Origin of the sequence: Aquamicrobium soli, assembly GCF_042646345.1 — a bacterium.
GTDB classification, from domain to species: Bacteria; Pseudomonadota; Alphaproteobacteria; order Rhizobiales; family Rhizobiaceae; genus Mesorhizobium; species Mesorhizobium soli_A.
This window is the reverse complement of the sequence record NZ_JBHRTK010000012.1, coordinates 842,450-860,731: the sequence shown is the minus strand read 5'-3', so window position 1 is coordinate 860,731 and position 18,282 is coordinate 842,450. Positions and strand designations below refer to the sequence as shown.

15 protein-coding genes are annotated in these 18,282 nt (G+C 65.5%); 4 read left to right on the top strand and 11 right to left on the bottom strand.

Annotated elements, in window-relative coordinates; genetic code table 11:
• Nucleotides 1–12: 12 nt before the first annotated feature.
• Nucleotides 13–261 carry a YMGG-like glycine zipper-containing protein gene (locus ACFOHJ_RS13940; protein WP_378221397.1) on the top strand — a complete coding sequence of 83 codons (249 nt, stop codon included), beginning with the start codon at nucleotides 13–15 and terminating at the stop codon, nucleotides 259–261.
• A gap of 63 nt (nucleotides 262–324) precedes the next feature.
• Here ACFOHJ_RS13940 and ACFOHJ_RS13935 read toward each other — a convergent pair whose 3' ends face one another.
• From ACFOHJ_RS13935 to xylF, 4 genes are all read right to left on the bottom strand, one after another.
• Nucleotides 325–1,941, bottom strand: a complete 1,617-nt coding sequence (locus ACFOHJ_RS13935) for a CHASE domain-containing protein (protein ID WP_378221394.1) — start codon at nucleotides 1,939–1,941, stop codon at nucleotides 325–327.
• Between the two features lie 136 nt (nucleotides 1,942–2,077).
• Nucleotides 2,078–2,881, bottom strand: coding sequence for an ATP-binding cassette domain-containing protein (locus ACFOHJ_RS13930; RefSeq protein WP_378221391.1), 804 nt, complete (start codon nucleotides 2,879–2,881; stop codon nucleotides 2,078–2,080).
• A 10-nt stretch (nucleotides 2,882–2,891) separates the two neighbouring features.
• Complete coding sequence (locus ACFOHJ_RS13925; RefSeq protein ID WP_378221388.1) at nucleotides 2,892–4,211, bottom strand: sugar ABC transporter permease; 1,320 nt, start codon at nucleotides 4,209–4,211, stop codon at nucleotides 2,892–2,894.
• 121 nt (nucleotides 4,212–4,332) lie between these two features.
• Nucleotides 4,333–5,373 carry a D-xylose ABC transporter substrate-binding protein gene (xylF, locus tag ACFOHJ_RS13920; protein WP_378221385.1) on the bottom strand — a complete coding sequence of 347 codons (1,041 nt, stop codon included), beginning with the start codon at nucleotides 5,371–5,373 and terminating at the stop codon, nucleotides 4,333–4,335.
• Nucleotides 5,374–5,648: 275 nt separating this feature from the next.
• On the opposite strand from xylF, the gene ACFOHJ_RS13915 reads away from it, so the two are divergent.
• Nucleotides 5,649–6,902: an ROK family protein gene (locus ACFOHJ_RS13915; RefSeq protein ID WP_378221383.1), complete on the top strand. Its 1,254-nt coding sequence runs from the start codon at nucleotides 5,649–5,651 to the stop codon at nucleotides 6,900–6,902.
• On the opposite strand, the gene phoB is transcribed toward ACFOHJ_RS13915, so the two are convergent.
• The 7 genes from phoB to ACFOHJ_RS13880 form a co-directional block, all read right to left on the bottom strand.
• Nucleotides 6,881–7,570, bottom strand: coding sequence for a phosphate regulon transcriptional regulator PhoB (gene phoB / locus ACFOHJ_RS13910; protein WP_378221382.1), 690 nt, complete (start codon nucleotides 7,568–7,570; stop codon nucleotides 6,881–6,883). The genes ACFOHJ_RS13915 and phoB overlap by 22 nt on opposite strands.
• A 25-nt stretch (nucleotides 7,571–7,595) precedes the next feature.
• The gene (phoU, locus tag ACFOHJ_RS13905; protein WP_378221381.1) at nucleotides 7,596–8,297 is read right to left on the bottom strand and encodes a phosphate signaling complex protein PhoU; all 702 of its coding nucleotides are present in this window, start codon (nucleotides 8,295–8,297) and stop codon (nucleotides 7,596–7,598) included.
• A 35-nt stretch (nucleotides 8,298–8,332) separates the two neighbouring features.
• On the bottom strand, nucleotides 8,333–9,145 hold the full coding sequence (gene pstB / locus ACFOHJ_RS13900; RefSeq protein WP_378221379.1) for a phosphate ABC transporter ATP-binding protein PstB: 813 nt from the start codon (nucleotides 9,143–9,145) through the stop codon (nucleotides 8,333–8,335).
• 6 nt (nucleotides 9,146–9,151) lie between these two features.
• On the bottom strand, nucleotides 9,152–9,997 hold the full coding sequence (pstA, locus tag ACFOHJ_RS13895) for a phosphate ABC transporter permease PstA (protein WP_378221376.1): 846 nt from the start codon (nucleotides 9,995–9,997) through the stop codon (nucleotides 9,152–9,154).
• A gap of 3 nt (nucleotides 9,998–10,000) precedes the next feature.
• A complete protein-coding gene (gene pstC / locus ACFOHJ_RS13890) occupies nucleotides 10,001–10,990 on the bottom strand; it encodes a phosphate ABC transporter permease subunit PstC (protein WP_378221374.1) in 990 nt (329 codons plus the stop codon).
• A gap of 51 nt (nucleotides 10,991–11,041) precedes the next feature.
• Nucleotides 11,042–12,100: a phosphate ABC transporter substrate-binding protein PstS gene (gene pstS, locus ACFOHJ_RS13885; RefSeq protein WP_378221373.1), complete on the bottom strand. Its 1,059-nt coding sequence runs from the start codon at nucleotides 12,098–12,100 to the stop codon at nucleotides 11,042–11,044.
• Nucleotides 12,101–12,283: 183 nt separating this feature from the next.
• Nucleotides 12,284–16,846: a PAS domain-containing protein gene (locus tag ACFOHJ_RS13880; protein WP_378221371.1), complete on the bottom strand. Its 4,563-nt coding sequence runs from the start codon at nucleotides 16,844–16,846 to the stop codon at nucleotides 12,284–12,286.
• Nucleotides 16,847–17,048: 202 nt separating this feature from the next.
• Here ACFOHJ_RS13880 and ACFOHJ_RS13875 point away from each other — a divergent pair, with 202 nt between their 5' ends.
• The gene (locus ACFOHJ_RS13875; RefSeq protein ID WP_378221370.1) at nucleotides 17,049–17,402 is read left to right on the top strand and encodes a hypothetical protein; all 354 of its coding nucleotides are present in this window, start codon (nucleotides 17,049–17,051) and stop codon (nucleotides 17,400–17,402) included.
• Nucleotides 17,403–17,566: 164 nt separating this feature from the next.
• On the top strand, nucleotides 17,567–18,262 hold the full coding sequence (locus ACFOHJ_RS13870; RefSeq protein ID WP_378221367.1) for a DUF1013 domain-containing protein: 696 nt from the start codon (nucleotides 17,567–17,569) through the stop codon (nucleotides 18,260–18,262).
• Nucleotides 18,263–18,282 lie beyond the last annotated feature (20 nt).

Below are 18,282 nucleotides of genomic sequence, written 5' to 3'. Positions count from 1 at the left end.
AGGAACAGACGAATGAAAAAAGTGGCTCTCGCGCTGGTCGCGGTGCTCGCGCTCAGCGGCTGCACGACGACCGAGCAGGATGTCGGCGTCGGAACCGCTGCCGGTGCCGTGATCGGCGGCATCGCAGGCGGCTGGAAGGGTGCGGCGATCGGTGCGGCCGTCGGCGCCGGCTCCGGCCTGCTGGTTCGCAATCTGCGCAACGGTTATTGCCAGTATCGCGATCCCGACACGCGGCGCATCTACACGCGGCGTTGTAACTGAGGCGAAAAACCCACGGAAAAGGCCGGCAAACGCCGGCCTTTTTTGTTGGCCGGCATCAGGGTTTCAAACGGCAGGGTTACCCGGCAGCGGAATCCTGATCCTGACCTTTAGCCCGTCGGGGCGATAATCGCGGCTGATCTCGCCGCCCAGCTCGCGGACGATGTTGAGATCGATCAGCTTGGTGCCGAACCCGGTCCCGGAGGGCGACTGCAGGTCCGCCTGCCCCGTCTCATGCCAGTCCAGCGCCAGTGCGCGGCTACGGGAGCGGCCTTCCAGGCGCCAGCGAATCCGCAGGGAACTCACCAGGCTGCCCACCTTCCCGTATTTCAAGGCGTTGGTCGCCAGTTCATGGAACGTCAGGCCCAGCGCCTGCGTCGTCGTCTCGTCCAGCAGCACCTGCGGCCCATCGAGCAGGTCTTCGGGCAGTTCCTTGCCGAAAACCTGGCCAAGCTCGATGCGCAGCAAGTCGCCGAGATCCGCCTTCTGCCAGCGCGAACGCGTCAGCATGTCCTGCGAGGCGGCCATCGCCTGCAGGCGCGCGGAAAAGGACGAGGAGAACTGGCCGATGTCGTCCGCCTGCGCGGCGGTCTGGCGGGCGATGGCCAGCACGCGGGCAATCGAATTCTTGATGCGGTGCTTCATTTCCTGAAGCATCAGCTCTTTCTCGAGCAGGCTTTTTTCCGTCGTCTCGTGCAGCGTCGATGCCGCTTCGAGGGCTTTCTGCTGATAGCGCAAAAAGAGCGCAATCGCTCCGGCCAGCATCAGCCCGAACAGGCCGAGCAGCAGCGGCACGGCGCGCGACGACGGCGAGGCGAAGGCGCTGGTGGGCCTAAACAGGACCGTCCATTGCCGGCCGGCCATGGTGAACTTGCGGACGGTGGCGAGGCTTTCCGCCAGCGGGGAGGCAGGCGGCGTTTCGGAGCGGAACATCAGCGAATCGTCGCCCACGTCGCCGTCGTAGACTTCGACGCTGACCGGCAGCAGCGGCGTCTTGGCGAGCGCCGTCTGGAACAGGTCCTCGGCGCGAAACGCGTTGTAGACCAGCCCCGTGCCCGGCAAATCCGACGCCGCCTGGCGGGTCAGGCGGGTGAAGACCAGAAAGCCGGCAAAGTTGCGGCTGGCCCCGGTCTTGTCGCCCATCAGCACGCGTCCGGTCGCGTGGACCCCGTTGTCGTCCAGGGCCTGCTCGATGGCTTCCCGACGCGCCGGGTCCACCATCATGTCGAAGCCGATGACGGGATCGCTGTAGCCGTCATGCGGCTCCACCAGGACGGTGATGGCGCGCTGCGGCAGACTGGACGGCGGATGGACCTTGCGATCACCGCCGAGATTGTCGGTCAGTTCGCGCTCGACGGCCGCTTCCTCTCCCGCCTTCACCACCCGGATGAAACCGATGCCGTGCAGGCCGGCGAAATGATCGGACACGTCCAGCGCCTTGTAGAAGGCCGCGTATTCGCTGGGGGAAACGTCGCCGTCCTGCGATTCGAACAGCGCCTTGGTTGCCCGAAGCAACGACAGGTGCAGCTCCATCCGGCTCTCGATGCGGTCCTGCGCGTCGTTGACCGCCGCCACGAACTTGATGCGCGCGGCTTCCTGCGTCGCGAAATAGGCATAGCCGGCCATTGCCAGGCTGATCAGGGCAACGGCGACGAAGGCAGCGATCGGATGTATCTTCTTCAAGTCATTCCGCAACCTGGACGAGACCTGACCTTCTTAGCGCGTTCGCGCGCCAACACAAGCAGGCGCGGCACCAGGGCGGCCCGGCTGCACAGGCCGTGATTCAGGTGATGCCGGGCCGAGGCAGCCCGGATGCCCGTCAGGCGGCAATCTTCAGCGCGCCGGGACCGGGAACGGCGCCGGGCGGGCATTTGCCGAGGATGATCATGCCGAGGACCTCGTCCTGCGTCACGTCGGTGGTGCGTGCGGTGCCGACCACCTGGCCGTTCTTCATGACGCAGACGCGGTCGGCGAGATCGAAGACATCGTGGATGTCGTGGCTGATGAGGAAGATGCCGATCCCCTCCGCCTTCAGCTGCTTGACCAGTTCGCCGACCTGCGCGGTTTCCTGCGGGCCGAGCGCCGCCGTCGGCTCATCCATGATCAGGATGCGGGCATTGAACAGGATCGCGCGCGCGATCGCCACCGACTGGCGCTGGCCGCCGGAGAGCTTGATCACCGGGTCCTTGAAGCGCTGGAAGCGCGGGTTCAGCCGGCCCATGACTTTGCGCGCCTCCGCCTCCATGGCGGCGTCGTCGAGCGTGCCCCACTTGGTCATCAGTTCGCGCCCGAGGAACAGGTTGGCGGCGGCATCGACATTGTCGGCGAGCGCCAGCGACTGGTAGATCGTCTCGATGCCGTACCGCTTGGCATCGCGCGGGTTGGAGATCGAAGCCTCCTCGCCGTTGACGAAGATATGGCCGGCGTCGCGCCTGTAGGCGCCAGACAGGATCTTGATCAGAGTCGATTTGCCGGCGCCGTTATGGCCGAGCAGCGCCACGACCTCGCCGGGATAGAGATCGACCGAGGCATCGTCGACGGCCCGGATGCCGCCGAAAGCGATCGAGATGTTCTTCATGTCGACCAGCGGAACGGCGCCGGCATATGCCATGTTCTCAGCCATTTCCTGCCTCCTAGACCCGCTTCCGGTAGACGGTGTCGAGCCACACCGCGATCACCAGCACCGCGCCGACGACGATCGATTGCAGCGGCGAATCGATGCCGAGCAACACCATGCCCGATTGCAGGGACTGCATCAGGAGCGCGCCCAGCATGGCGCCGATGATGGTGCCGGAGCCGCCGGCGAGCGACGTGCCGCCGATGACGGCCGCGGCGATGACCAGCAGTTCGTCCAGCGTACCGAGCGCATTGGTGGAGGCGTTGAGGCGGGCCGACGAGATCGCCGCGCTGACGGCGACGAGCGCGCCCATGATCATGAAGACCTTGACCGTCACCCAGCGCGTGTTGATGCCGGCGAGGTTGGCCGCTTCCGGGTTGCCGCCGATGGCGAAGACATAGCGGCCGAAGCGGGTCCGGTTGGTGACGAAGGTCATGACGATGCCGACGGCCACCGCCATCAGAACCGGAATGGCGATGCCATGGGCGATGAACAGGCCGCCCTCGGGGATTTCGATGCCGTTCTGCTCGGCATACCGGCGAACGATGCCGACCGGCCACGGATAGGAGTTGGCGATCCACACCGCGCCGACGATAACCGCGCAATTGACCGCGCCGATGAAGGTTTCGGCCCATACCGGCCGCAGCGGGAACTTGAAGCGCTTGCGCTGCGCTCGGCCGTTGATGAGCATCAGCACGACGGCGAGGCAGGCCACGGCGGCGGCGACCCAGCTCCATGTCGCGCCGATGGAGCCGCGCGGTCCGCCGCCCATCAGTTGGAAGGTCGCGTCGAGCGGCGCCACCGTCTGGCCGCTGGTGACCCACCAGGCCGCCCCGCGCCAGACCAGCAGGCCGCCCAGCGTGACGATGAAGGACGGTACTTCCATGTAGGCGATGATGAAGCCCTGGAACGCGCCGACGATCAGGCCGGCGGCCACGCCGCAGGCAAGCGCGATGACCCAGATCCACGGATCGCCCGTCTGGATGCCGAAGACACGGATGAGGATGTGCACCTGCATGACGCCCATCACCATGCCGATGACGCCTTCCAGCGAACCCACCGACAGGTCGATGTGGCGCATGACGATGACCAGCACCATGCCGGTGGCCATGATGGCGACCGAGGAGGTCTGCACCGACAGGTTCCACAGATTGCGCGGCGTAAGGAACAGGCCGCCGGACAGGCCGTGCAGCAGCATCCAGATCAGGATCAGCGCCGCAACCATGCCGAGCATGCGGGTATCGAGTTCGGTCGCCTTCAGGAACCGGCCGACCGGTCCCAGTTCGGAGGCACGGGCGACCTCGGCCGAGGCGCTGGACGTCGTGGTGTCGGCCATGATTTCCTCCCACCGCGTTGGCTGGCTGCGATGTTATGCGCTTTTCGATTTCAAATGAAGTCGAACGATGCCGCCGCACCCCGTCGGCGCGGCGGCATCGGGATTACCGGAGGCCGGGCGCCTAGTTGCAGACGGCGACGCTGCCTGCCTTCACGCCGGCGCAGACCTCGTCCTTGCTGATCCAGCCCGCGTCGATGACGACGTTGAGGTTGTCCTTGGTGATCGCGACCGGCGTCAGGAACACCGACTTGACGGTGTTGCCGCCGGGCGTCGTGAAGTCCTGCACGCCCGCGATGTCGGTCATGGCCTTGCCGTCGGCCAGTTGCGAGGCGATCTCGGCGGCGTTCTTGCCGAGGTCGCGGGCATCCTTGAACACCGAGACCGTCTGCGTGCCGAGCGCGATGCGGTTGAGGGCCGCGTGGTCGGCGTCCTGGCCGGAAACCGGCACGGTGCCGGCAAGGCCCTGCGCCTGCAGCGCCGCGATGGCGCCGCCGGCGGTGCCGTCATTGGCGGCCACCACCGCGTCGACCTTGTTGTCGTTGGCGGTCAGGAACTGCTCCATGTTCTTCTGGGCGTTGGCCGGCAGCCAGCCGTCGGTATAGGCCTCGCCGACATTCTTGATCTTGCCGCTGTCGATGGCGTCCTTCAGCACTTCCATCGAGCCGGCGAACAGGAAGTCGGCGTTCGGGTCGGCGCCCGAGCCCTTGATGAACACGTAGTTGCCTTCCGGCTTGACCTTGTAGACCTCACGGGCCTGCATGCGCCCGACTTCCTTGTTGTCGAAGGTCAGGTAGAATACGTCCTTGTTCTCGATCAGGCGGTCGTAGCCGACCACCGGGATGCCTTCGTCCAGCGCCTTCTGCACGGCCGGTCCGATGGCGGAAGCATCCTGCGCCAGGATGATCAGCGCGTTCGCGCCTTGCGAGATCAGGCTTTCGACGTCGGTAAGCTGCTTGGCGGCCGAAGACTGGGCATCGGCGGAAATGTATTTGTCGCCGTTGGCTTCCAGCGCCTTCTTGATCGCCGCTTCGTCGGTCTTCCAGCGCTCTTCCTGGAAGTTCGACCAGGAAACGCCGATCACCTTGTCCTTCGCCTGCGCGACCGACACCAGCGTCATGGAAAGCGCGGCACCCGCCATGATGGCGGCAGTAAACTTCTTCATGATTTCCTCCCTACGCCCTCGTGGGACGCGACCATCATGGCCCGGACAAGCCCGGACCCTAAAGTGAAGCTTTTATTTCGAGCTTCGAAAAAATACTCACCCAACGCCCCCGGCCTGTCAACAGGGATTCGTCCCGTTCCATAATTTTTTCGAAACCCGAAATAAACAATGACAGGGCGAAAGGCTTTCACTAAGGATTAGGCTATTGCCAGTGTCCCACAAAGTCACGAAACAGCGAGGAGCGCGGGGGCCGGCAAGGTGGAGGAATAGGCAGGATGGCAGCCGGAGTACGCCACGACGATCTGCGCCGGCGCAACCGCGCGCTGGTGCTTTCGGCCGTTCGCCGTTCCGTCGGGCAGGTGTCGCGCACGGCGATCGCGGCGGAGACAGGGCTCAGCCATTCGACCATATCGGCGATCTCGGCCGACCTCATCGCCGAAGGCATCCTCAGCGAAAGCAGGGACAGCGTCCCTTCCGCCAAGCGCGGGCGCCCGCAAGTCGGGCTGGCGCTCAATCCGCAGGCCTCCTTCGTGCTGAGCGTGGTGCTGTCGCTGAATTTCCTGTCGCTGGCCGTCATCGACTACACCGGTGGCGTGGTCGCGCAGGACGAGCGGCGGCTGGATACGCAGTCGCTGCCGCGCGAGGACCTGATCGGCGAATGCGTCGCCTTCATACGGCGGCAACTGGAGGACCCGGCGCTCGACGCCAGGCGCGTCGCGCGCATCGTGCTCGCCGTCCAGGGCACCACCGATTCGGCGGCGCGCGCCATGCTGTGGTCGCCGATCACCCCGCAGACCGACATCCCCTTCGCCGCCATACTGGAGAAGGAATTCGGCATTCCCGTCGTCATCGAGAACGACTGCAACATGATGGCGGTGGCGCTGCGCTGGCGCGACCCCGCCCATTACCGCGACGACTTCATCGCCGTGCTTTTGTCGCACGGCATCGGCATGGGCATCGTGCTCAAGGGGCAATTGTTCACCGGCACGCATTCGTCGGGCGGTGAGTTCGGCCACATGGTGCACAAGCCGGAGGGCGCGTTGTGCCGCTGCGGACGGCGCGGCTGCATCGAGGCTTATGCCGGCAACTACGCCATCTGGCGCAACGCCCGCCAGCATAACGATAACGAAGAACCTTCCGCCGACGTGACCGATGCCGACATCCGCGCGCTGGCGGAAATCGCCCGCGAACGCGACGGGCCGGAGCGCGAAGCCTTCCGCAAGGCCGGCGAGGCCCTCGGCTTCGGCCTCGGCAGCCTGTTCGCCCTCATCGATCCGGCGCCGGTCACCATGGTCGGGGTGGGCGCGAGCGCTTTCGATCTCATCGAGCCGGCGCTGCGCGAGGCCATCGCCAAGACCGCCGGCGGCCACCACTCGAAATCGATCAGCTTCGATACCGAAACCAACGAACTGCTGCTGATCCGCGAAGGCTGCGCCATGCGCGCGCTGGTGTTCGTCGACCAGGAGATTTTCGCGCCGGGGCGGCCGATGCCGCCGCCGGTCGGCGGTCAGGCTTCCCTGATCGCGTAGCCGGCGCCGCGGATGGTGCGGATGACGTCCTCCGCATGGCCGCCATTTACCGCCTTGCGCAGGCGCCCGACATGGACGTCGACGGTGCGCTCGTCGACATAGATCGACTCGCCCCAGACATTGTCCAGCAACTGCCCGCGCGAGAACACGCGGCCGGGCGAGCGCATCATGAATTCCAGCAGGCGGAACTCCGTCGGCCCGAGCTTGATCTCGCTGTCGCTGCGGTAGACACGGTGGGTCTCGCGGTCGAGCACGATGTCGCCGACCTTCAGCACGGAGGACAGCACCTCCGGCTTGGCACGCCGGAGCAGCGCCTTCACCCGCGCCATGAATTCCGGCGTCGAGAACGGCTTGACGAGGTAGTCGTCGGCGCCGGTCGAAAGCCCCCTCACCCGGTCGCTTTCCTCGCCGCGCGCCGTCAGCATGATGATCGGCAGGCGCTCGGTCTCGGGCCGCATGCGCAGGCGCCGGCACAGTTCGATGCCGGAAAGCGCCGGCACCATCCAGTCCAGCACCAGAAGGTCGGGCACGCTTTCCTGCAGCCTGATCTCGGCTTCGTCGCCCCGGGTCACCACTTCGACCTGGTAGCCTTCGGATTCCAGGTTGTAGCGCAGGAGCACGCCCAGCGGCTCCTCGTCTTCCACCACCATGATACGCGGTGCGATCATGCAATCCACCTTCCTGTCTACCCGCTCACGCGGTCGGCGCTGCCATCTCGTCCGCCTTGGGGCGGTCTGCCGGGAGTTGTTCGCCGCTCAGCACATAATACGCGTTCTCGGCGACATTGGTGACATGGTCGCCGATGCGCTCCAGATTCTTCGCGCAAAACAGCAGATGCGTACAGGCCGTGATATTGCGCGGGTCCTCCATCATATAGGTCAGCAACTCGCGGAAAACCGCCGTGTATTTGACGTCGATGCGCTCGTCGTCGTTGCGCAGCGCCGCGAGCCCGGCGGTATCGCCTGCGGTGTAGCGCTCGACGACGCCGCGAACCTGCTCCAGGACCAGTTGCGCCATACCGTCGATCGAGTGCGAGAGCGTGCGCGGGATGGCGTCCTGCCCGACCGCGCCCACGCGCTTGGCGATGTTCTTGGCAAGGTCGCCGATGCGCTCCAGGTCGCCGGCCATTCGGATCGAGCCGACAACGGCGCGCAGGTCGTCGGCCATCGGCTGGCGCTTGGCGATGAGCGTGATGGCCCGGTCGTCCAGTTCGCGTTGGCGCGAGTCCATCAGGGCATCGTCGGAAACGACCCTCTGCGCCAGCGCGTTGTCGCCGGCAAGCAGCGCATGGGTGGCGCTGTTCACCATCGCGCCGGCAAGTTCGCCCATGCCGTTGAGCAGGCCGCCGATCTGCCCCAGTTCCTCGTCGAAGGCGGTGACGGTATGTTCTTTCATGGTGCTGTCCGTATCCCTATGGCCGTGGCTGCGGCTCAACCGAACCGGCCGGTGATGTAGTCCTGTGTGCGCTTGTGGCCGGGCGAGGTGAAAATCTTCTCGGTCTTGTCGAACTCGATCAGTTCGCCGAGATACATGAAGGCGGTCTGGCTCGACACGCGGGCCGCCTGCTGCATGTTGTGGGTGACGATGACGATGGTGTAGTCGGCCTGCAATTCGTCGATCAGTTCCTCGATCTTGGCGGTGGACAGCGGGTCGAGCGCCGAAGCCGGCTCGTCGAGCAGGATCACCTCCGGCTTCACCGCCACGGTGCGCGCGATGCACAGCCGCTGCTGCTGGCCGCCCGAAAGGCTGGTGCCGCTGGCGTCGAGCTTGTCCTTGACCTCGTCCCACAGGGCCGCGCGCCGCAGAGCCTGCTCGACGCGGCCGTCCATCTCGCTCTTGGCGATGTTCTCGTAGAGCCGCACGCCGAAGGCGATGTTCTCGTAGATCGACATCGGGAACGGCGTCGGCTTCTGGAACACCATGCCGATCTTGGAGCGCAGCAGGTTGAGGTCCTGGGAGCGGTCGAGCACGTTGTAGCCGTCGAGCAGGACCTGCCCCTCGGCGCGCTGCTTGGGGTAGAGTTCGTAGATGCGGTTGAAGACGCGCAGCAGCGTCGACTTTCCGCAGCCGGACGGGCCGATGAAGGCGGTCACGCTGCGCTCCGGCAGGGACAGCGTGATGTTCTTCAGCGCCTTCGACTCGCCGTAGTAGAAATTGAGGTTCTTGACCTCGATCTTGGTCTTGGCGGCCTTTTCGGCAACGCTTTGCGTCATGGTCATCTCGGAAGCCAACATCTGTGCCATCCTGTCTTAGGTCCTGCGTCCGGTGAGGCTTCTGGCGAAGATGCTCAGGGCCAGAACCGTCAGGGTGATGATGAGCGCTCCGGTCCAGGCCAGTTGCTGCCATTCCTCGTAAGGGGAAAGCGCGAACTGGAAGATGGTGACCGGCAGGCTCGCCATCGGCGCATTGAGGTTGCCGGACCAGAACTGGTTGTTGAGCGAAGTGAACAGGAGCGGCGCCGTCTCGCCGGAGATGCGGGCGATCGCCAGCAGGATGCCGGTGACGATGCCCGACATGGCGGCACGGTAGCCGACCGAACGGATGACGATCCAGCGCGGCGCACCGATGGCGGTGCCTGCCTCGCGCAGCGCATTCGGCACCAGGTTCAGCATATCCTCGGTCGTGCGCACGACCACGGGGATCACCAGGATCGCCAGCGCCATGGCTCCGGCGAGCGCAGAAAAGTGCCCCATCGGCCGCACCATCAATTCGTAGACGAACAGGCCGATGACGATCGACGGCGCCGACAAGAGGATGTCGTTGATGAAGCGCACCACCGTGGTCAGCCGCGAGAAGCGCCCGTATTCGGCCATGTAGGTGCCGGCGAGGATGCCGACCGGCGTGCCGACGAGAACGGCGATGATCGTCATGACGATGCTGCCGAAGATGGCGTTGGCGAGGCCGCCCGCGTCGCCCGGCGGCGGCGTCATCTCGGTGAAGACCGCCAGCGAAAGGCCGGCCGTGCCCTTGTAGACGAGCGCGCCGAGGATCAGCGCCAGCCAGGCGAGGCCGACGCCGGCAGCCCCCATGCACAGCGTCATCATGACGGCGTTCCTGGCCTTGCGGCGGCGGTGAAGCGAAGAGGATACGGACATCTTTCAGGCTCCCGCGCGCTTTTCGATCCGCGCCAGCATATAGCGGGCGATGGCGAGGATGATGAAGGTGATGACGAACAGGATCAGGCCGAGCGCCACCAGCGAGGAGGTATAGAGCTCGCCGTCGGCCTCGGTGAACTCGTTGGCGATGGTGGCCGAGATCGTCGTGCCGGGCGCAAACAGCGAGGCCGAGATGCGGTGGGCGTTGCCGATGACGAAGGTTACCGCCATCGTCTCGCCCAGCGCGCGGCCGAGGCCCAGCATGACGCCGCCCATGATGCCGACGCGGGTATAGGGGATGACGACGCGGCGCGTGACCTCCCAGGTGGTGCAGCCGATGCCGTAGGCCGATTCCTTCAGCACCGCCGGCACCGTGTCGAAGACGTCCTTGGTGATCGAGGTGATGAAGGGCAGCACCATGATCGCCAGGATCAGGGCCGAGGTGAACAGGCCGATGCCGTAGGGCGGCCCGGCAAACAGGCTCGACAGGCCCGGAACACCGTGGAACAGGTTGATGACGAAGGGCTGGACCGTCGTTTGCAGGAACGGTGCGAAGACGAACAAGCCCCAGATGCCGTAGATGATCGAGGGAATGCCGGCCAGGAGCTCGACCGCGATGCCGATCGGGCGGCGCAGCGGCCGCGGGCACAATTCGGAGAGGAAGACGGCAATGCCGATGCCGATCGGCACCGCGATCAGGATGGCGATCGCCGCCGTCACGATGGTGCCGTAGATCGGCGCCAGCGCGCCGAATTTCTCGGTGACGGGGTTCCAGGACTGGGTGACCAGGAATGAGCCGCCGAACGCCGACAGGGCCGGCCACGCGCCGACCACCAGCGAGATGCCGACGCCGCCGAGGATGAGCAGGACCAGGATCGCCGCACCGCGGGTAACCGCGCGGAAGACCGCGTCGGTAAGCGCAAAGCGCCTTACGGTGGCAGCCCTGGCCCGCATCTGTTCCGACAACGGCATGGCTTCTGAAGCAATCGTCATGGGCGTTCCATTCGCTGGGGAAAGGGGGCGCCGGGGCACCCCCTCCAGACCTTACATGCCGTTATAGAGCGGCTTGCCGTCGCTGCCGACGATGTCCTTGGTCCACATCGCCTCCACGCTCTTGACGACGCTGTCGGGCATCGGCACGTAGTCGAGCTCGGCGGCCATCTCGCCGCCCTTCTCGTAGGACCAGGCGAAGAACTTCAGCGCCTCGGCGGTGGCGGCCGCGTCTTCCGGCTGCTTGTAGACGAGGATCCAGGTCGCGGCCGTCATCGGCCAGGTCTCGGCGCCGGGCTGGTTGGCGAGGATGACGCCGTAGCCGGGCTGCGAGGACCAGTCGGCGTTCGCGGCGGCGGCCGAGAACGAGGCGGCGGTCGGCTCGACCTTCTTGCCTTCCTTGTTGATCAGGTCGGTGTAGGTCAGGTTGTTCTGCTTGGCATAGGCGTATTCGACATAGCCGATCGAACCGGCCGTCTGGGCGACGTTGTTGGCGACGCCTTCGTTACCCTTGGCGCCGATGCCGACCGGCCACTCCAGCGCCGTGTTGACGCCGACATTGTCCTTCCAGTCGGCGCTGACGTCGGCCAGGTAGGTGGCGAAGTTGAAGGTCGTGCCCGAGCCGTCCGAGCGGTGGACGACCGCGATGGCCTGCGAAGGCAGCGCGGCATCCGGGTTGAGCTTCTTGATCGCCTCGTCGTCCCAGCTCGTGATCTTGCCCTGGAAGATGTCGGCGAGCGTCTTGCCGTCGAGGACCAGTTCACCCGGCTTGATGCCTTCGATGTTGACCACCGGCACGATGCCGCCCATCACCATGGGGAACTGCGCCAGGCCGATCGACTCGAGGTCTTCGCCCTTCATGGGCGCATCGGAGGCGCCGAAGGTCACGGTCTTGGCCTTGATCTGCTTGATGCCGCCGCCGGAACCGATCGACTGGTAGTTGAGGCCGATATTGGTTTCCTTCTTGTAGGCGTCGGCCCACTTTGCGTAGATCGGATAGGGGAAGGTGGCGCCCGCACCGGAGATGTCGGCGGCAGAGGCAGCGGAAAGGGTGAAGCTGGATACTGTGGCCATTGCGACGGCAACGACAGCAGAGCGGAGGAAATGTCTCATGTGGCCTGCTCCTGTTCGGATTTGTCTCGCGGCACCGTTTTCCGGCGCCCGGCAAGCCCATAGCCGGCGTTTGTAACAGTCACATGACAGCTTCGTGACGCTTCCATTACGATGCGGGAAGGCAGGCGGCGTCACCGCGCCTGCAAATGGCCCCGAGAGAAGGCCGATTCCGTTCAAACGGAGCTAGGCCCTCGCGCCCGCCTCGTAGCCGGCGTCATCGCCTTCCTCGCTTAGCCAGCGCCGAAGCTTTTCCAGCAGCGCCTTGGGGCTGATCGGCTTGGACAGGTAGTCGTCCATGCCGGCCTCGATGCAGCGCTCGCGGTCGCCCTTCAGGGCGTGCGCCGTCACGCCGACGATGGGTACATGCGTCCCCGTCCCTGCTTCCAGGCGGCGGATTTCGGCCGTTGCCTCATGGCCGTTCATCTCCGGCATGGATACGTCCATCAGGATCATGAGCGGCTTGGCGCGGGCATAGGCTTCCAGCGCCTTGCGGCCGTTTTCGACGATCTCGAAGGCGTATCCCGTCTCCGACAGTATCTGGGTAAACACCATCTGGTTCACCTCGTTATCCTCGGCGACCAGGATATCGAGCTGGCGGCCGTCGCCCGGCACGGCGTCGCCGCGCGGACGCAGCGGCAGCGGCCTCGACGGCAACATCACGGCAGATTCCACCGCCTCGGCCGCCGCTTCCGCCCGGCCAGCCGGTTCCGGCCCGGGCAGCGCGAGCGCCGGCGGCTCATGCGGTCCCGACTTGGCGCGATGGAACTGGATGGTGGTGACCAGCGCCTCGAGCAAGGCGGAGGACCGCGCCGGCTTGATGAGGTGGGCGTCGATGGCGAGGTCGCGGTAGCTGACGCTGGCCAGCGACTGGTCGACCGAGGTCAGCATGATGATCGGCGTATCCGCCAGCCCCTCGGTACGGCGCACGATGCGGGCCATCTCGGCGCCGCTCATGCCCGGCATCTGGTAGTCGAGCACGATGCAGTCCACCGGCAGGCCGTAGGCGGCCGCGGCAACCAGCACCTGCAGGCCTTCCGGGCCGCTGGCCGCCGCGCAGGAATCGAACTTCCACGCCGCCATCTGCTCCGACAGGATGGCGCGGTTGACGGCATTGTCGTCGACCACCAGCACGCGCGCCCCGGTGATGTCGATCGGCATGGGGCGCCACGCCCCGGGCCGCCCGGCATCGGGCAAGGTGACGGAGAACCAGAAGGTGGACCCTTTGCCCTCCTCGCTTTCGACGCCGATCTCGCCGCCCATCAGCTCGACCAGGCGCGCCGTGATGGCGAGGCCGAGACCCGTGCCCTCGTGTCGCCGCGTCGACGAGGCATCGACCTGGCTGAATTTTTCAAAGACGAGCTGGCGCTTGTCGTCGGGAATGCCGATACCGGTGTCGGTCACCGAGACGTGGAACCGCGTTCCGGCAGGCACCGCCTCGCCGGTGACGTCGACCAGCACATGGCCCTCGTCGGTGAACTTGATCGCATTGCCGAGCAGGTTGGTGACGATCTGGCGGATACGCCCGACATCGCCGACGTAGGGCCCGTCGAGCCCGGGCTCGACCCGCACGATCAGTTCCAGGTCTTTTTCCTTGGCCCGCGTCGAAACCAGCGTGGCCACGTCCTCGATCGCCTCGGCGAGGTTGAACGGCGCCGGATCGAGCACCAGCTGGCCTGCATCGATCTTCGAAAAGTCGAGAATGTCGTTGATGATGGTCAAAAGCGCGTTGCCCGACTTCACGATGATGTCGGTGAACGTCCGCTGCTTGGGGTCGAGATCCGACTTCGCCAGCAGCTCGGCCATGCCGAGGACGCCGTTCATCGGCGTGCGGATTTCGTGGCTCATATTGGCGAGGAATTCGGATTTGGCGCGATCGGCAAGGATCGCCCGCTGCCGGGCCTCCCGCAGTTCCGCCTCGCGTTGCTTCAGTTCGGTGATGTCGGTGGTGGAGCCGATCAGGTAGAGCGAGCCGTCGGAGGCGATCATGGCGCCCTTGCGGGCGAACTGATGGCGCAGGCTGCCATCGATCCCCGTCACCGTTTCCTCCATCTCCTGCGTCTCGCCGGTCCGCAGCACCTCGAGGTCGCTCTCGACGAAAGCCTCGCCCTCCGCGCCGAAGATTTCGATGTCGGTCTTGCCCAGCGCTTCCTCGTAGCTGAAGCCGGTGAGCTCGCACCACCCCTTGTTGACGTAGAATTGCCTGAGGTCTGCGCGCTTGGCGTAGATCGACACCGGCACGTTATCGATCAGGCTGCGGAACACCTCGTTCTCGCGCATGCTTTCTTCAAGGTCCCGCTCGCGCGCCTTGACGTCGGTGATGTCGGCGCTGGAGCCGACCAGATGGATCGAGCCGTCCGACGCCACCAGCCGGCTCTTGCGCGTCATCACCTGCCGCACCGTGCCGTCGCGATGGGCGACCGGTTCCTCCACCTCGATGACCTTGCCGGTGATGCCGACCTGGGAATCGTTGTAGCTGTAGCCTTGCGCCGCCTCGCGGGGGAACAACTCGGCGTCGGTACGCCCCACCGCCTCGTCCTTGGCGATGCCGGTCATCGCGCACCAGGCCTTGTTGACGAACTCGACCGTCAGGTCCTCGGCCTTGACGAAGGCCGCGACCGGCAACTCGTCCATCACATGCCGGAACAGGTCGATCTGGCGCATCGAATCGCGCAGCGCCTTCTCGCGGCTTTTCAGCTCCGTGATGTCGACGCGCACGCCGATGAAGGTGCCGTCGTCCGTGCGCATGTCGTAGACCTGGTACCAGCGGCCGTCCGGATTCTGGCGCTCGGAGACGAAACTGCGCTGATGGTAGCGCGCGACCATGCCGTCGATCCAGCGTTCGGTATCGACGCCGTAGAGCTTGTCGACTTCCTTGTCGCCGCTCTCCATGAAATAGCCGCTGGCATAGCCGACCCTGAAAGCGTCGCGCAGCGTGCTTTGCGGATTCCACACCGACCTCAGGGCGGGCCATGAATCCTGCAGCTTCTTGTTGGCGAAAACGAAATTGTCGTCGCGATCGTAGATCATGACCGCGGCAGGCAGCGATTCCAGCACATAGGCCAGATGTTTGCGCGCTTCGTCGGCCTCCTTCTCGCGGCGCTTCAGTTCGCTGACGTCGAAGATCGAACTGGCGAGATAAGCCTTGCCGCTCGAAGTCCGGACGCGATTCTTGCGAACGATGCGCGCGCCCTCGACGCCGTCGCGCTCGAAGCCCACTTCGACTTCGTAGATTTCCCCGGTCTCGAGGACCTGCCGTTCCCACGGCTCGAACAGGCCCTGCTCCTCGGGCGGGACAAGGTCCTTGTCCTTCAGGCCCACGATCCGCTCGGGCGTCGTGCTGAAGAAGTCGGCGAAGGCCTGGTTGGCCATCACGTAGGTCAGATCCGAGTCCTTGACGAACATCGGATTGGGCACGCTGTTGATGACCGCCTCGGCCAGCTTTGCCTTCTCCAGCGTCACCGCCAGTTCCGCTTCGCGCGCCTTCATCTCGGTGACGTCGTAATAGGTCAGCAGCCGCTTGCCGCCCGAAAGCGGGGTGACCGAATAGATCGTCGAGCGTCCGTCGCCGCGCGTGAATTCGCGGGGCGCCACCTCTCCCGCCCGGATATCGGCCAGCCGCCGGGCGACATAGGCCTCCCAGTCGTCCTCGGCGATGTCCTCCAGCCCGTTGTTGCGGTCGAATTCGATCAGCCGGCGAAAGGGAACACCAAGCGGCACCTGCTCGGGAGACATGTCCCACGACCGATAGAAGGCACGATTGATGAGTTCCGTATTGAGGTCGGCGTCGACCACGACGATGCCCATCTCCACCGAATCGACCGTGCGCTGCAGGTCGAACAATAGCTGGCTGCTGCGCTCGGCGATGACCCGCAATTCGCTCTGCCGGTTTTCAAGCTCGGTCACATCCGTGCAGGTGGCGACGATGCCGCCTTCGGCAACGCGCACTTCCCGGTGCATGACGCAGCGCCCGTCGGCGAAGCGCAGCATTGCCGTCGATTGCAGCTGGTTGCGGCGGCGCTCGAGCCAGGCCTGCCGCCACTCGCCCGGCGGGAGGCCCTGCGTATCCCACATCCCGCGCGCCAGGCCGGCGTCGAGCAGGTCCTCGAAACGGGCGCCTGGGGCGAGCGCGTCGCCAAGGTCGGCATACATGGTACGCATGGCCTCGTTGTGAAGGACGAGGACATCGTTCGCATCGTAGTAGCAGAAGGCGTCGTTCATGACGTTGAGCGCGGCCATCATCTGCTCGGCATGCGGCTCCTCGCCTTGCGAGGAAGCCTCTTCCAGCGCTTCCACCGAGGCCGCGATCCCGGTGACGTTGCGGCCGACGCCGCGATAGCCGATGAAGGTCCCGTCCGCATCGAATCGCGGAAAACCCGTCGTGGAGATCCAGCGACACCCCTTGCGGCCGTCCTTCAGCTCATAGACGAAGTCGCGGAACGGCCGATGCGCCTGCAGGTCGTCGAGATGCGCGGCGATGGCGCGGCTGCCGTCGAGCGCCTTGCGGAGGAAATCGAACCGGAACCGGCCGATGACCTGCGCCGGATCGATGCCGGTGACCTTCTGGTAGGTGTCCGAAAACCACGAGAAGCGCAGCTCGGAATCGGTTTCCCACAGCCAGTCGGCGCCGGCCTCGACCAGGGCAAGCAGTTCTTCGCCGGACAATTCCGCAAGCGGTCCGGCCTTTGCCGCCGGCTCTCGGATGTTCGCGTCCCCCGCCGGCGCGTCACCCGGTTCTCCTGCAGTCACCACAATCGCTTCACCCCAGGCAGTACCACCCCGAACCTCTTGACGGCTCGCCGCAGACAATAGGCATGCAAGCATTAACGAGCTGCTAACCTTAACAAAGCTGGAAGCGCCATAATTAAGCCCAACCTCTGCCGTTTCACCGCCGCATTGCCTTGATCCGGCCACCCTCCTTGGCCAAGGTCCGGGCAACGGAGGTTGGTGGATGCCGAGACGGTTCTTTCCAGGTTTGGTTTTCGTGACGCTGGCGCTGGGCGGTTGCGCCAGGACCGACGACGGAACGGTGGTGATCCCCGAACCCCTCGACATACGGCGCGTCGACCTCGGCCCGCTGGACATGCGGCATCCCGGCCGCATGCGCCCGGTCGAAAGCCGGCCGAACGTCGTCGCCACCGTGCCCGAGCCTTTCCCGGTATCGCCGCACGCCGGAACGAGAACGGCGAGGAAGTCAGCGCGCCGGCTGTCCAGTGCCCGCCCGCCCGCCGGCGAGGCCTCATCGGGGCTGGCGTGCCGCTCCGTCACGCGGTCGGGCGAGCGCGTCCAGGTGGTGTGCGACTGATCGCCGAATCGTCCGCCGCCACCGGCGGTTCATTCGGCTGAAATTGCCCAAAACCGTTGCGAAACGCACAAAGGGCGTTTATACAGGCCGCACTTTTTCCCATATCGGTGGCTCTAAAACCACCGCCCGCGCGGGAACGCGGGCGAATAAAAGGACTGTATCCGATGGTCAATACGCTGCTCATGCCCAAGGCGACCGCCGTCTGGCTGGTCGACAACACCGCGCTCTCCTTCGAGCAGATCGCGCAGTTCTGCGGCCTGCATCCGCTGGAAGTGAAGGCGATCGCCGACGGCGAATCGGCGCAGGGCATCAAGGGCATGGACCCGATCATGACCGGCCAGTTGACCCGCGACGAGATCGCGCGCGGCGAAAAGGACGAGAACTACCGCCTCAAGCTCTCCGAGCCGAAGGTCCGGGTACCGGAATCCAAGCGCAAGGGCCCGCGCTACACCCCCCTGTCGAAGCGCCAGGACCGCCCGAACGCGATCCTGTGGCTGGTGCGCAATCATCCCGAACTGAAGGATGCGCAGATTTCGCGCCTGGTCGGCACCACCAAGTCGACCATCGAGCAGATCCGCGAGCGCAAGCACTGGAACGCCGCCAACCTGGTGCCGATGGACCCGGTGACGCTCGGCCTGACCTCGCAGATCGACCTCGACATGGAAGTCAACCGCGCCTCGCGCGGCAAGGAGCCGGCCGCCCCGGTCGGCGATACGCTGTTGCCGGCATCGGTCACCGAGCGGCTCGTGCCGCCCACGGAAAAGCCGCGGGACGAGGACGAGGAGCTGGACGCCGATGCCGTGTTCGCCAAGCTGTCGGCGCTGAAGTCGAAGGACGAGGACGAAGACGGCGAGGAATAGCAGAGCGGCGTACGCCCGGA